The 12,545-nt window shown below is 67.6% G+C and carries 14 protein-coding genes; 1 reads left to right on the top strand and 13 read right to left on the bottom strand.

The window, feature by feature from the left end; genetic code table 11:
* Positions 1 to 123: 123 nt before the first annotated feature.
* From HYU53_19025 to HYU53_19015, 3 genes are all read right to left on the bottom strand, one after another.
* Positions 124 to 465 carry a hypothetical protein gene (locus HYU53_19025; protein MBI2223288.1) on the bottom strand — a complete coding sequence of 114 codons (342 nt, stop codon included), beginning with the start codon at positions 463 to 465 and terminating at the stop codon, positions 124 to 126.
* A gap of 141 nt (positions 466 to 606) precedes the next feature.
* Positions 607 to 1,167 carry a hypothetical protein gene (locus tag HYU53_19020; protein MBI2223287.1) on the bottom strand — a complete coding sequence of 187 codons (561 nt, stop codon included), beginning with the start codon at positions 1,165 to 1,167 and terminating at the stop codon, positions 607 to 609.
* 90 nt (positions 1,168 to 1,257) lie between these two features.
* Positions 1,258 to 1,623: an SWIB/MDM2 domain-containing protein gene (locus HYU53_19015; GenBank protein ID MBI2223286.1), complete on the bottom strand. Its 366-nt coding sequence runs from the start codon at positions 1,621 to 1,623 to the stop codon at positions 1,258 to 1,260.
* Between the two features lie 79 nt (positions 1,624 to 1,702).
* Here HYU53_19015 and arfB point away from each other — a divergent pair, with 79 nt between their 5' ends.
* Entirely contained in the window at positions 1,703 to 2,128 is a 426-nt protein-coding gene (arfB, locus tag HYU53_19010) for an aminoacyl-tRNA hydrolase (protein ID MBI2223285.1), read from the top strand.
* On the opposite strand, the gene HYU53_19005 is transcribed toward arfB, so the two are convergent.
* From HYU53_19005 to HYU53_18960, 10 genes are all read right to left on the bottom strand, one after another.
* Complete coding sequence (locus tag HYU53_19005) at positions 2,112 to 3,299, bottom strand: aminoacetone oxidase family FAD-binding enzyme (GenBank protein MBI2223284.1); 1,188 nt, start codon at positions 3,297 to 3,299, stop codon at positions 2,112 to 2,114. The two genes, arfB and HYU53_19005, sit on opposite strands and share 17 nt — an antisense overlap.
* Before the next feature lie 65 nt (positions 3,300 to 3,364).
* The gene (locus tag HYU53_19000) at positions 3,365 to 3,544 is read right to left on the bottom strand and encodes a hypothetical protein (protein ID MBI2223283.1); all 180 of its coding nucleotides are present in this window, start codon (positions 3,542 to 3,544) and stop codon (positions 3,365 to 3,367) included.
* 11 nt (positions 3,545 to 3,555) lie between these two features.
* Complete coding sequence (locus HYU53_18995; protein MBI2223282.1) at positions 3,556 to 4,164, bottom strand: peptidylprolyl isomerase; 609 nt, start codon at positions 4,162 to 4,164, stop codon at positions 3,556 to 3,558.
* Complete coding sequence (locus HYU53_18990) at positions 4,091 to 5,044, bottom strand: beta-lactamase family protein (GenBank protein ID MBI2223281.1); 954 nt, start codon at positions 5,042 to 5,044, stop codon at positions 4,091 to 4,093. Before HYU53_18990 ends, HYU53_18995 begins: the two co-directional genes overlap by 74 nt.
* 55 nt (positions 5,045 to 5,099) lie before the next feature.
* Positions 5,100 to 5,750: a hypothetical protein gene (locus HYU53_18985; protein MBI2223280.1), complete on the bottom strand. Its 651-nt coding sequence runs from the start codon at positions 5,748 to 5,750 to the stop codon at positions 5,100 to 5,102.
* Between the two features lie 166 nt (positions 5,751 to 5,916).
* Positions 5,917 to 6,276 (bottom strand): TerB family tellurite resistance protein, encoded by a 360-nt coding sequence (locus HYU53_18980; protein MBI2223279.1) that lies wholly within the window; start codon positions 6,274 to 6,276, stop codon positions 5,917 to 5,919.
* Between the two features lie 189 nt (positions 6,277 to 6,465).
* The gene (locus HYU53_18975; protein MBI2223278.1) at positions 6,466 to 6,621 is read right to left on the bottom strand and encodes a hypothetical protein; all 156 of its coding nucleotides are present in this window, start codon (positions 6,619 to 6,621) and stop codon (positions 6,466 to 6,468) included.
* A 210-nt stretch (positions 6,622 to 6,831) separates the two neighbouring features.
* Positions 6,832 to 9,672, bottom strand: coding sequence for a vitamin B12-dependent ribonucleotide reductase (locus tag HYU53_18970; GenBank protein MBI2223277.1), 2,841 nt, complete (start codon positions 9,670 to 9,672; stop codon positions 6,832 to 6,834).
* A gap of 390 nt (positions 9,673 to 10,062) precedes the next feature.
* Positions 10,063 to 10,659 (bottom strand): hypothetical protein, encoded by a 597-nt coding sequence (locus tag HYU53_18965; GenBank protein MBI2223276.1) that lies wholly within the window; start codon positions 10,657 to 10,659, stop codon positions 10,063 to 10,065.
* A gap of 29 nt (positions 10,660 to 10,688) precedes the next feature.
* Positions 10,689 to 12,545, bottom strand: a complete 1,857-nt coding sequence (locus tag HYU53_18960) for a HAMP domain-containing protein (GenBank protein ID MBI2223275.1) — start codon at positions 12,543 to 12,545, stop codon at positions 10,689 to 10,691.

The raw sequence follows: 12,545 nt of genomic DNA, 5'->3' as shown, positions 1-12,545 counted from the left end.
CCCGCAGGCGACGCAGGTGTCTGCGTGGGCATCCGCCATGATGGAACCATTGTACAGAAAAGGGGGACAGTCACACTTCCGCGGGCGACACCGGAAGTGTGACTGTCCCCCTTTTCACCACGGCTACGGGCGGATGTCGCTGCGGCCGTACGTGCCGTCGTCGTGCCGGCGAAGGAGCCCCTCGCCCGCCAGCCCGCTCAGGATGCGCGCACACGCATCGTGCGTCAGCCCGAACATCCGCCCTGCTTGTGCCAGGGTGAGCGACAGTCCCGGCATCTCGGAGAACTCAGATTGGATGCGGCCGAGGAGGCGCTGGCGCGCCGCGAGATTGCGCCGCTCGACGGGGAACAAGGCCACGACATCGCGGCGTGGTGGAAGCTCTGCGATTGAGAGAGGTTTCGGTCTGACGAAGCCAAGCCGGTCCGTTCGGGATGAGGAACCGACGACGGAGCGGGAGTAGGTCATGGGAGTACCTCCTCCGACAGCAAACGCGCTCTGTCTCAATGTACTGCTCTCGGCGTGGCAGCGCAACGGGAGAATAAGGGGGACAGTCACACTTTCCTGGGCCGCTGCTTCGGAAAGTGTGACTGTCCCCCTTATTCTCGCCTATCGTGGCCACAACCACCCGAACGTGCCGGCAGTGAGCAAGCCGTAGACCAGCCCATCGATCATCGATCGGATCGTCGCGCCCCAGTTCTTCCGCCACCAGATCGAGTTCTGCAATAGCGCCATCGAGTACCCGAGGAAGGCCGTGGTGCCCGCGAAGCGGAACACCTGGAGGTAGTGCGCGCCAGGCCCGAGCGCGCGCCCTGCGATGTAGCCGGCGAAGAGGCTCACGACGATGGTGTACAGAAACCAGAGCGTCAGGGGCTTCGCCATCGAGTACGTGCCGCCCGGCGACACGGTCATGAAGACCACCGGCCCTTTCTTCATGCGCTCGACAAACTGCGGGCTTTTCATGTCAGCCGACGTGCGGGCCGCAGGCACCGCGTAGTCGCCAGGCGGCACGTTCAGCCGTCGCAGCGCGTCCTGGACTTCCCCTTCGTTGGAGAGAATCCGCAGGTCGTTGCGGTGCAACGGCAGCACCATGTGAAAGACGAAACTGGCGAGGAACACCAGGACGGCCGAAACGAGAATGGGGACGAGAAGCGAGGTCACAGGTACCATGCGCACCTCCGCGTGCTCATCGATGCAAATGGGGACCGGCGGGAAAAGCAACCGGAACCGGCAGGGGGCCGGCTCCGGCCGGGAGGACCGCTATTTCAGGTGCTTGTTCACCAGCTTGGTCATCTCGAACATGTTGACCGAGCTCTTGCCGCCGAACACCGTCTTCAGCGAGGCGTCCGCCTTGATCATGCGCTTGTTCTTGGCGTCCTGCAGCTTGTTCTTCTTGATGTAAGCCCACAGGCGTTTCGTGATCTCAGTGCGCGGGATCGGCTTCGTGCCGACCACCTCCGCCAGCGCGGGACTCGGCGTCATCGGCTTCATGAACGCGGCGCTCGGCTTCCGTGCGCTCTTCTTCTTCGCGGTCTTCTTGGCCATTGCGTCTCCTGTAAAGGCGAATTGCTGTGAAATCGTAGCACGGAGATGCACACGATCACGCGTATTTTCCGAGCGAAACATGCCTCGATCCGCCGTTTCGCCCGGGCCGCCCCCCGAAACGGGGGAGGGACGGCGCGTCGAGACAGCTGGTACAGTTACGCTGATGCTCCGCGTCTCCCCCGCTATCGCCATCGACGAATCGGAGCTCGAGGAACGCTTCGTGCGCGCCTCGGGTCCCGGCGGGCAGAACGTCAACAAGGTCGCCACGGCCGTGGAGTTGCGGTTCGACGCGGCGAATTCGCGGGCAATCGACCCCCAGACACGGCTCCGGCTACGCGCCGTGGCCGGGAGCCGGATGACCGCCGAGGGTGTCCTGGTCATCGACGCCCGGCGCTTCCGCACGCAGGCACAAAACCGCGAGGATGCCCGCGAGCGGCTCACCGCGCTGATCCGCCAGGCATCGATCGCGCCGAAGCGCCGCCGCAAGACGGCGCCCACGGCCGCCGCAAAGCATCGCCGCCTGACGTCGAAGCGCCAGCGCTCGGAAGCCAAGCGCCGACGCGGGCCGATCACGGATACGGAGTAGACCGTGCCGCCGCGAGCCCTGCGGCGCGCCCGGTGACCCACGCCCACAGAAAGTTGTGGCCGCCGATTGGGCCGAACGCGTCGAGCATCTCGCCGCAGAGATACAGGCCGCGGTGCCGGCGGCTCTCCATGGTGCGCGAATCGACCTCCGACAGGCTGACGCCGCCGCCGGTCACCTCCGCCTTCTTGTACCCTTCGTCCCCGGTCCACGGCAGGGCGAAGCGCACCAGCGTGTCGATCAGGCGCTGCCGCTCGTCGCGCCGCAGGTTCGACAGCGTGCGGGACGCGTCGAGATCCGATGTCTCGAGCAGCATCGCCGCGAGCCGATCCGGCAGCGCCGCGCGCAGGGCGGCCAGCACGCTGCGCGCTCCCTGCGGGCGAAGCGCGGCGTTCCATTCCGCGTCGCCCAGCACCGTCCAGCGCACGCGGAGATCCGCCCGCTCCCCACGCTGGAGCGAACGCACGGCCACATGCGAGACGTCGAGTACCGCCGGCCCGCTGTACCCGCGATGCGTGAACACGAAGCCGCCCGTCGCAACGGCCTTCCACTCGCGCGCGCGCGCCGTGATGGTCACCGGAAGCGAAACGCCGGCGAGCGGGGCGAAAGGCGCGGGCTCTGAAACGATTGGCGTGAGCGCCGGATAGGGCGGATGAATGGTGTGCCCGAGGCGCTCCGCGAACCGCAGGCCGGCGCCGTCGCTGCCGGTCGACGGCACCGACAGGCCGCCGGTCGCGACGATGACGGCATCGGCCTCCAGAGGCGCGGCGCCGGCGATCTCCACGCGCCAGCCGGGCGCGGCGACATCCACACCGGTCACTGCCGCGTTCATCACGAGCGTTGCGCCGCGGCGTTCGGCGAGCGCCAGCAGCCGGTCGCGCACGTCGCGCGCGCGGTTCGACACCGGAAACAGCTTCGCGGACTCCGTTTCCTCAACGAGTGGAATGCCGGCCTCGCGTTCGAAGAACCGAATCTGCTCGTGGAGGGGCCAGGATCGGATGATCCGCCGCACCAGGTGCGAGGGGGAGTCGCTGACGAACCGCGACCCGTCCACGTGCGCCGGCAGGATGTTGCAGCGCCCGCCGCCGCTGATGAGAATCTTGCGGCCGCCCTCACGCGTCCGCTCGACCAGCCGGGTCGACGCGCCGGCGCTCGCCGCGAAGATCGCCGCCATCGCGCCGGCCGCACCGGCGCCGACGATGACCACCCGGCGGCCGGCGGCGTTATCACCCGATGCGATCAAACGCGATGGGGAGCCTCGGTCCCCGCACGCCCGGGGGGATACGTGCGCAGCAGCGTGCCGTCCGGGCCGATCGCCTGGACCTGCCGCACGCCGGGTGCGCGACGAAGGAAGAGGAAGACGTGCGCCGCCACAGCGGAGAAGAACATCTTCATCGGCGTGATGCTGGCACGGCGCACGTCGGCATCATCTACTGCCCGGCCTCGTCCTTCTCGATCGTCGCCTTCTTGATCGAATCGAGCTTCGGGAACTCCTTGGCCAGGTAGGCGTTCCCTTCCATCTGGATGCGCCCCTGGCCGGGCCCGCGCCCGCGCGGCGCCCCTTCGCCGTAGTCGCTGTAAATCTTGTCAACGACGTCCATGCCCGACACCACGCGGCCGAACGGCGCGAACCCCATGCTGTCCAGGTTCGAGTTGTCCGCGAAGTTGATGAACACCTGCGTCGTGCGTGTATCCGGCGAGGCGCCCATCGCGTAGGTGATGTAGCCGCGCTTGTTGCTCTGCTTCACCGGGTCGCGGGGAAGCCTCGCGCCCTGCCACACGGCCGACACGGCGGGATCGCCATGAATGCCAAACTGCACCATGAAGCCGGAAATCACCCGGAAAAACCGCGCATCGTCGTAGAAGCCGTTCTTCACGAGGTTGTAGAAACGATCGGCGCCGTGCGGCGCCCAGGCGCGCTGCACTTCGACGAGGAATGGGCCCGCCGTCGTGTCGAAGCGGACCTTATAGGTCGCCGGGGCCGTTTCGGTGAGTGCCGCCGGGTTCTTCAGCGCGGCCTTCCCCGTCTCCTGCGCCATGGCGGCCGGCGGCAGCAGTGCCGCGGCCATCACGAGAATTGAAGCGGATGGTGTGATCATTCGCGCATTTTACCCGACCCGCTGCGGGCGCCGCAGCCTTCGGCGGGGAACGGGCAGGCTCAGGCGTGTCCATCATCCTGAGCGGCGTGAGGAAGCGCGCCTGGAGAAATGCCTCGAGCGTCTCGCCGCTCACTCGCTCGACGATGGCGCCGAGGATGTCGGTGGCGTAGCCGTACACCCACCGCTCGCCGGGCTGCGCGTCGAAGGGAAGAGCCGCCATGCGCGAAACGGTCGCGCCGATCGGTTCATCGCGATTGGCGAAATACCATCCCTCGATCCCGGCGGCCTTCCATCGATCGGCGGCCACGCCCCCGCCGTACCCGATACCGGCCGCGTGCGTCAGGAGATCGCGAATCGTGATCGGCCGCTTCGCCTTCACGACATCGTAGCCGCCGCCGTCGCGCGAAACGGCCACCGTCGTGCCCGCGAACTCGGGGAGGTACCGGCCGACCGGATCGGACAGCACCAGGCGCCCGTCTTCCTGCAGCATCATGGCCGCGACGCTCACGAGCGCCTTGGTCTGCGAGGCGATCCGGAAGATCGTGTCGGGCTGCATCGGGGCGGCTGCCTCGCGATCGCGGTGGCCGAAGGCACGCGAGTAGACGATCTTCCCGTCGCGCAGCACCAGCGCGACGCCGCCGGCGAGGTGCCCGTTCTCCACGTACGCGTCGAGCGCCTGCGTCAGGCGGGCGAGGCGCTCCGAGGAAACGCCGGCGTCGTCCGGTTTCGCGCGCGGCAGCGCCGGCGCGAACGCGGAGGCGTGCGCCACGAGTGCAGCGAGCACCCACGGGAGGGCCGTGCGGAAACGATGTCGCGCCATTCGGCTGGACAGCGTAGCACCAGTGGCGGGTGTCGTGAAGAACCGGCGGGCGGGATCAGCTCACCTTGAAGCGCAGGACGGTCGCCCGTTTCGCGGACGCGGACGCATGCTGCGCCGCGGCGGCCTCGATCTCCGCCATCGCCCGCTGCGCTTCCACTTCCTCGCGCCGCGTGTAGTTGGCGACAAACGCCTCCAGCCGCACGAGGCCATCGTGGAACGCATCCAGCCGCTCCGCCAGCGTGGCCGGAGCCGGTCGCGCGACGCGCGGGAGGAAGAATTCCTCGTCCGCCGCGTTCCGCGCCGCCCGCTGCTCCTGCGTGCGGCCGCCGAACGGATCCGAGTCCAGCCAGTGCGACACGTCCTCCGGCCCGTGGAACCGCGGCGGCCCGTCGGCATCCCCCTGGCGCAGCCACGCTTCCATGTCTTCTCCGGCGCTCACGCGGCGCGCTGCGGGCAGATCCTCAAAGCACAGCATCGCAGGCTCGCCGGCGGCCGGCGGCAGTTCGATGGGACGCTCGGCCGGACGCTCCGCCGGCTGCTCCCCTTCACGCAGGCGGGTGACGAACCGCGCCAACGCGTAGGCCAGCGGCGCGCGGCTCCAGACGTGTCCGCACGACTGGCAGTGAATCCAGATGTGGAATGGCGTGACGGATACGTTTTCCAGCGCCCGTCGATCGTGGCAGTGTGGACAGTCTGTGGCGAACAAGGCAAGCTTCCCGGCCCTGACACAGCAAGGTAGGTGCCCTCGGCGAAAGCGGGGCTGGCGACGCTCAACTGCTATGTTCGCAGGGACTTAGTGTGGAGGGAGCGCTGGCGGAGCGCCAGCGATAGGTCTAATTTTAGGACACTGCTCCAACATCTGTGCGGGGAGCTTACAGTTCCCAGGCGGTGCCGAGTGTCTTCAAGAACGCGTGCTCGTTGTGCTGAAAGCGATCGTCGGCAAGCGCGGCATCCACAAGAGAGGTCATGAACGCGCGCCGGTCCGCGACGGCAAGCGCGTCCTTGAGACGAGCGGCGCAGTCCAGGAGCGCGTCTTCGAGGCGGGTCCCGCCGAGCGACTCGCGATAGAGGTGGAGCGCCGCTCGAAGCGCCGTGTCCGCCTCCGCGTCGCGCAATCCGGAATGCATCAGCGCCGGCTTGATCGCGCCCATCTCTTCCTCCGCAAACGACCCGTCCACGGCCGCCACGGCGATCAGCAGGAACGCCTTCGCTGTATTGATTGAGCACTCCATGCGGGTCACACGGGATCTAGCCGGGAGTTTTCTCGTCCTCTCGCGCCGACCGGCGCGGTTGCGGGACGGCTCACGTGGGCACGCCCATTTTCGGCAGAATCCACGACTGCAGGACGAAGTAGGCCGCGAGGATGAGCAGAGGGACGGCGTAGTCCATCCGCACCATCATACGCCAGGCCAACGGGGCGGCTACTGGAACCAGGGGAAGATCACGATGCCGGCCAGGAGGAGCACCGCCGCGATAATCGCGGCAGCGATCGCGAACTCGGTCCAGCCGAGGGTCGCGATGGGTCCTGGCCCGGAGTGCGCGTGGCGAGTATCGGAGACAAACTGGTGGTGCCTCATGGCTGCCTCCAGAAGGTTTAGACACCCCCGACGCGCCGGCGGCCGCGGACGCCGCAGGCATCGGTCCCCCTCCTGCGGGAGGGGCGGGGTGTGCCAGCAAGCCCGGCAGTTCGCAAGGGCGCTGAAACACGAAGGGCCGGCAACATGCCGGCCCTTCGTGTTTCAGCCCCAGACGATGATGCGCATGTTCCGCGCCTCCTCGGCTCTCAATCAGGCGCAGCCGCTGGTCGTCCCGCAATTGACGCACTTGTAGCACGCGCCACTGCGGACCATGATCGACCCGCACGTCGTGCACGGCGGCGCGTCCTCCTGGTTCTGGATGGGCGCGAACGACGAGGCCGGACCTGAAGGTCCGGCGCCACGCGTGCCGGCGCCCGCTTCGCGCGTCTCCGCGCCGGCAACCGCCTCCTTGACCTTCGCCACCGTCTCGTCGAGCGTGAGCTGCTGCGGCGCGACCGGCTCGTCGATGTTGAGCCCGGCCCGGTACTGCGCCTCCGGCGAGAGGAACTTGCTCGCCATCCACCGGAACACGTAGTCCACGATCGACTTCGCGAACCGCACGTCGGGGTTCTTCGTCATGCCCGACGGCTCGAAGCGGACGTGGCTGAACTTGTCCACCAGGTCGTGCAGCGGCACGCCGTACTGCAGCGCGTAGGAGATGGCCTGCGCGAAGGCGTCGGCGAAGCCGGAGATCGTCGACCCCTCCTTCGCCATCACCAGGAAGATCTCCCCCGGCATCCCGTCCTCGTAGAGCCCGACGGTGATGTAGCCCTCGTGGCCGGCGATGTCGAACTTGTGCGTGATCGCGCGACGCTCGTCCGGCAGCTTCCGCCGGCGCGGCCCCTCGGCGGCCGCCGCGACGGCGCCCGGCACCTTGTCCTTCGACGTGTTGAGCGGCTGCGTCCGCTTGCTGCCGTCGCGGTAGATCGACACCGCCTTCGCTCCCATGCGCCACGCGTCGACGTACGCCTTCTCGATCTCCTCGACGGTCGCGTCCTTCGGTACGTTCACGGTCTTGCTGATCGCGCCCGAGAGGAACGGCTGCACGGCGCCGATCATCTTGATATGGCCCATGTAGTGGATCGACCGCGTGCCGCGCGCCGGCTTGAACGCGCAGTCGAACACCGCCAGGTCCTTGTCCTTGACGTGCGGCGCCCCCTCGATCGTCTCGTTTTCATCGATGTACTCGACGATCTCCTTGATCTGCCGCTGGTCGTACCCGAGCTTCGACAGCGCCATCGGCACCGTGGTGTTCACGATCTTCATCAGGCCGCCGCCGACCAGCTTCTTGTACTTGACCAGCGCGATGTCCGGCTCCACGCCCGTCGTGTCGCAGTCCATCATGAACCCGATGGTCCCGGTCGGCGCCAGCACGGTCGCCTGCGCGTTGCGGAAGCCGTGCTGCTCGCCGAGCTCGAGCACCTCGTCCCACACGTTGGCCGCCGCGGCCTTCATGTCGCGGGGCACGAACGTCCAGTCGATGTCCTTGAGCGCGGCGCGGTGCTTGCGCATCACACGCAGGAACGGCTCGCGGTTCTGCTCGTACCCCCTGAACGGCCCGCCATGGTCGCGCGCGATGGCGGCCGACTGCGCGTACGCCGCGCCGTGCATCAGCGCCGTCACCGCCGCGGAGTACGCCCGGCCCGCGTCGCTGTCGTACGGCAGCCCGCGCGACATCAGCAGCGCGCCCAGGTTGGCGTAGCCGAGCCCGAGCGGCCGGTACGCATGCGAGTTCTTCTCGATCGCCGGCGTCGGATAGCTGGCGTTGTCCACCAGGATCTCCTGCGCCGTGATCATCACGCGGCACGCCTGCTCGAAGGACCTGGCGTCGAACTCGCCTTTGTCGGTCACGAACTTCATGAGGTTGATCGACGACAGGTTGCACGCCGAGTCGTCCAGGAACATGTACTCCGAGCACGGGTTCGAGGCGTTGATCCGCGCCGTGTTCGGGCACGTGTGCCAGTCATTGACCGTCGTGTCGAACTGCAGCCCGGGGTCGCCGCAGACCCACGTCGCTTCCGCGATCATCCGCATCAGATCGCGCGCCTTGTACGTGTCCATCACCTCGCCGGTGAGCACCGCGCGGGTCTGCCACTCGCCGTCGTCGAGCACCGCGCGCATGAAGTCGTCGGTCACGCGCACCGAGTTGTTCGAGTTCTGGAAGAACACCGACGCGTACGCCTGGCCCGTGAACGAGCCGTCGTAGCCGGCGTCGATGAGCGCCCAGGCCTTCTTCTCTTCCTCCACCTTGCAGTTGATGAACTCGACAACATCCGGATGGCCCGCGTTGAGGATGACCATCTTCGCCGCGCGGCGCGTCTTGCCGCCCGACTTGATCACCCCCGCGAACGCGTCGAACCCCTTCATGAAGGACACGGGGCCCGATGCCGTGCCGCCGCCGGCGAGCAGTTCCCTCGACGAGCGGATCGGCGACAGGTTCGACCCGGTGCCCGACCCGAACTTGAACAGCATCCCCTCGGTGCGCGCGAGCGACAAGATCGAATCCATCGTGTCCTGCACCGAGTTGATGAAGCACGCCGAGCACTGCGGGTGCTTCTCGAAGCCGCAGTTGAACCACACGGGGGAATTGAACGAGGCCTTCTGGTAGACGAGCAGGTGCTTCAGGTCGTCGCTGAACGCCTGCAGGTCGTCCTCGGTCGCGAAATACCGCTGGTTCCGCGCCCAGGCCGTGATCGTGTCCACGACGCGCCCGATGAGCTGCTTGACCGATCGCTCGCGCTCCGCCGACCCGATCTGCCCGCGGAAATACTTGGAGACGACGATGTTGGTCGCCTGCTGGGACCAGAACTTCGGAATCTCGACGTCGCGCTGTTCGAAAACCAGCTCGCCTTTCTCATTCCCGATCGTCGCCGCGCGAATCTCCCATTCAATCTCGTCGAACGGATCGATGCCCTCGCGCGAGAAATACCGCTGCCGGTCGAGACCGGTAATCGTCGTCTCGACGGCGCTGGCGATGGGCTGGGTGGCCGGCAGCGGCGCCTGCGCGCCCTGGCCGACGGTGTCTGCCTGTTGAACAGCACGACCCTGCATGCTGAAACCTCGCTCGACGGGGCCCCACGGCGTCGGCCGCCGGCCCCTGGGAATACACGTCCACACCGCCCCCCGCGGTCTGGCCGCTGGCCGCAAAATGATTGGAATTGAACGCTCGCGCCAGCGCTGGGATCGCTTCGCAGTACCTCGCGTTCGGCGGTCAAATATGCGCCTGCGTCACACTGATGTCAAGCGCGATCCACTACTAATTGTGTCCGATAATTAGGTCACGCGCAAGATAGCGCGTATTTGCTGGGCCTTCCTGCGGTTGCCCTATTTTTCACAGCTTGGTCGACTCGAGCCCGCCGAAGCGGCCCTGACGGAGGAAACCGCAGAGCTCGCAGAGCCACGCTCATGATTTCTGCGCGTTCTGCGCGTGCCGCGGTGAAATTACCGCCCCGACAGCTCTTTCGCGATGGTGGCGGCCTTCTCCGCCATGAGCTTGGCGGCCGTGAAGTTCCGCGCCTTCAGCGCTTCTTCGGATTGCTCGATGAATCGCTTGGCCATGTCGTACTGCACCTGCGAGGGCTTCGGCAGCGCGCGGTAATCGATCCCCGACAGCGTTCGTCCCGCGCGCTCAATGGTGTCCCTCACCTGCCGCGTCGCCTCCACATCGTCTGGCGTCTCCACGGTGCGCAGTTCGGGCGCGGAAACGCCGGGCGCCGATGCCGCTGCCGCCGGTTTCGCTTGCGACTCGGCCTCAGTTGGCCCCACAGGCACCTGCGGCTCGGCGGACGCCGGCGCCTTGGGATCGGCGCGTGGCGTTTCGCGCGCCGGGCGCGACGGGCGCGGCAGCGGCGGCACCGGCTCGTGCACGGCGACAGGCTCTTCGGTGGGAGCAGTGGGCGCCGGCGCAATCACGCGCGGCGGCGCAGGCGGCACCACGAGCGGCTCACGCTTCGCGCTCGCCTGCATGCTCGAGCAGGCCGCCGACAGCGCGACGCCGGAAAACAGAAGACCGATGGCTGACAACTGCGAACGTCGCATGACTATCCCTGGCCTCTGGCCCTGAAACTCTACGCCCTCGGCAGGAGAATCCGAAACCGCGTCCCGGCCCCCGGTGTCGATTGCACCTCGATGTCGCCGTCATGCAGCTGCACGATACGGTAGACCATCGACAGCCCGATCCCGCTCCCCTTTTCCTTTGTCGTGAAATAGAGGTCGAAGACTCGGTCAAGGTGCTCGGGGCGGATCCCCTGCCCTGTATCCTCCACCACGATCTCGACGCGGCCGCCTGACAGCGGGCGGCAGCTCATGCTGACCGTGCCGCCACCGGGCATCGCCTGGCAGGCGTTAATCGCCAGGTTCATGAGCGCCTGGCGAAGCATGCCCTGGTCGCCGTTGATCGGCGGCGTCCCGGGAACGCACTCGACGAGCACGGTGGCCCCTGCGCGGTGCGCGTCGGGGCCGATCACGCGTGCGATGTCCTCGAGCAGCGCCCCCACATCGATGGGCTCGAGCTTGACTTCTCCCGGCCGGGCGAACTTCAGGAAGTCTCCCATGACCTGATCGAGCCGCTTGATCTCGGTCGCGATGATGTCCACGTGTTTCAGCGCGGGGCTCGCGGTGAGGACGCCCGCGCTGGCGGGTTCCGGATGCGGGTTTGACGCCGGGCGGGCGGGCGCTGCTCCGGGGTTCGAGAGCTTGTTTCGGAGCAGCTCGAGGTGAATCGTCATCGCGTTCAGCGGGTTCTTCACCTCGTGCGCGACGCCCGCGAACAGGCGTCCGAGCGACGCGAGCTTGCGCGAGTACTGCAGCGTGGACCGCACCTGGTCGAGGTACCCCAGGTTGCGGATCATCAGCATGACGCCGGTGAACCCGCGGTCCGTGTCTTCGATCGGGCTGGCGGCCACGAGCCGCTCGCTCTGGGCGTCGTCGGTGTCGAGCCCGCCCGACGCGAGGCGGAGCGTGGTGGGGCCCTGCGCGCGCTTGGACGAGAGCGTCTGTTCGACCATGGCACGCACGGCGTGATCCCGCGGCAGGACGTCGATCGCGCGCGACTGCTCGAGCTGCGGCAGCAGCCCGCGCATCGCGGGATTGGCGAACAGCACCTCGCCGCTCGCGTTGAAGACGGCGACCGCGTCCTCGAGGCGCTCGACGACGGTTTCCACCTCCGAGTGCCCCGGGGCCTTGGCGCGCATCGCGGAGAGCTGGGCGCTGACCTGCTCGAACGACGTCCCCAGCTCCTCGAATTCGTCCCCCGCCGGGAGGTCGAGCCGGACGTTGGCCTCGCCGCGTCCGAGGCGGCTCAACCCGGCCCGGATGACATGGATCGGGCGCAGCAGCCACTGCGACAGCAGCGTCGCGACCAGCATCGCGAGCAGCATCAGCCCCAACGCCGTTTGCGCCGCCTGCCGGAGCGCGTGCTGGAGCTCGTTTCTGACGAGCAGCGTCGAGACGCCAATGCGGATCGATCCGAAGTCCCGCTCGCCGAACAGCAGCCGCTGCCGCACCTCGAAGATACGGTCGGTGTACACCGCCCGCAGCATCTGGATGATGTTGCCCTGCTGCAGATCGTGGAGAGGATCCTGTTCGGCGAGCGCCCGTCCCTGCAGCGCGGGGAAGCTGTGCACGATGGCCACGCCGCGCGGATCGACGACGGCTGCGTAGGTGACGTTCTTCGAGTAGGCGATCGAGGACTCGAGGATCGAGCGCAGCCCGGGATCGTTTCGCAGCGCGCCGTAGGGATCGGGCGTGCCGGGCACGACCTCGCGGGCGCGCTGGAAGATGGCGTTAGCGAGCAACTCACCCCGCGAATCGGTTTCCTGCAGGCTCAGGCGCGTGAGCGTTGCCAGGTGCACGGCGCTCAGGACGGCCACGACGAGGCCGACGAGCACCGTGACGCCGAGGACCTGGCGGGCCTTGATGGACAT

Source organism: Acidobacteriota bacterium, from assembly GCA_016184105.1.
Taxonomy (GTDB): domain Bacteria; phylum Acidobacteriota; class Vicinamibacteria; order Vicinamibacterales; family 2-12-FULL-66-21; genus JACPDI01.
This window is presented reverse-complemented; position numbering and strand designations above follow the sequence as displayed.

Excerpts from the sequence above, each read along its gene's own strand:
- HYU53_18965 (MBI2223276.1), bottom strand. The coding sequence starts at position 10,659 with ATGCGACGTTCGCAGTTGTCAGCCATCGGTCTTCTGTTTTCCGGCGTC.
- HYU53_19025 (MBI2223288.1), bottom strand. The coding sequence starts at position 465 with ATGACCTACTCCCGCTCCGTCGTCGGTTCCTCATCCCGAACGGACCGG.
- HYU53_18995 (MBI2223282.1), bottom strand. The coding sequence starts at position 4,164 with ATGGCGCAGGAGACGGGGAAGGCCGCGCTGAAGAACCCGGCGGCACTC.
- HYU53_18970 (MBI2223277.1), bottom strand. The coding sequence starts at position 9,672 with ATGCAGGGTCGTGCTGTTCAACAGGCAGACACCGTCGGCCAGGGCGCG.
- HYU53_19020 (MBI2223287.1), bottom strand. The coding sequence starts at position 1,167 with ATGGTACCTGTGACCTCGCTTCTCGTCCCCATTCTCGTTTCGGCCGTC.
- HYU53_18960 (MBI2223275.1), bottom strand. The coding sequence starts at position 12,545 with ATGTCCATCAAGGCCCGCCAGGTCCTCGGCGTCACGGTGCTCGTCGGC.
- HYU53_18990 (MBI2223281.1), bottom strand. The coding sequence starts at position 5,044 with ATGGCGCGACATCGTTTCCGCACGGCCCTCCCGTGGGTGCTCGCTGCA.
- HYU53_19015 (MBI2223286.1), bottom strand. The coding sequence starts at position 1,623 with ATGTTTCGCTCGGAAAATACGCGTGATCGTGTGCATCTCCGTGCTACG.
- HYU53_18975 (MBI2223278.1), bottom strand. The coding sequence starts at position 6,621 with ATGAGGCACCACCAGTTTGTCTCCGATACTCGCCACGCGCACTCCGGG.
- HYU53_19005 (MBI2223284.1), bottom strand. The coding sequence starts at position 3,299 with ATGGCGGCGATCTTCGCGGCGAGCGCCGGCGCGTCGACCCGGCTGGTC.
- HYU53_18980 (MBI2223279.1), bottom strand. The coding sequence starts at position 6,276 with ATGGAGTGCTCAATCAATACAGCGAAGGCGTTCCTGCTGATCGCCGTG.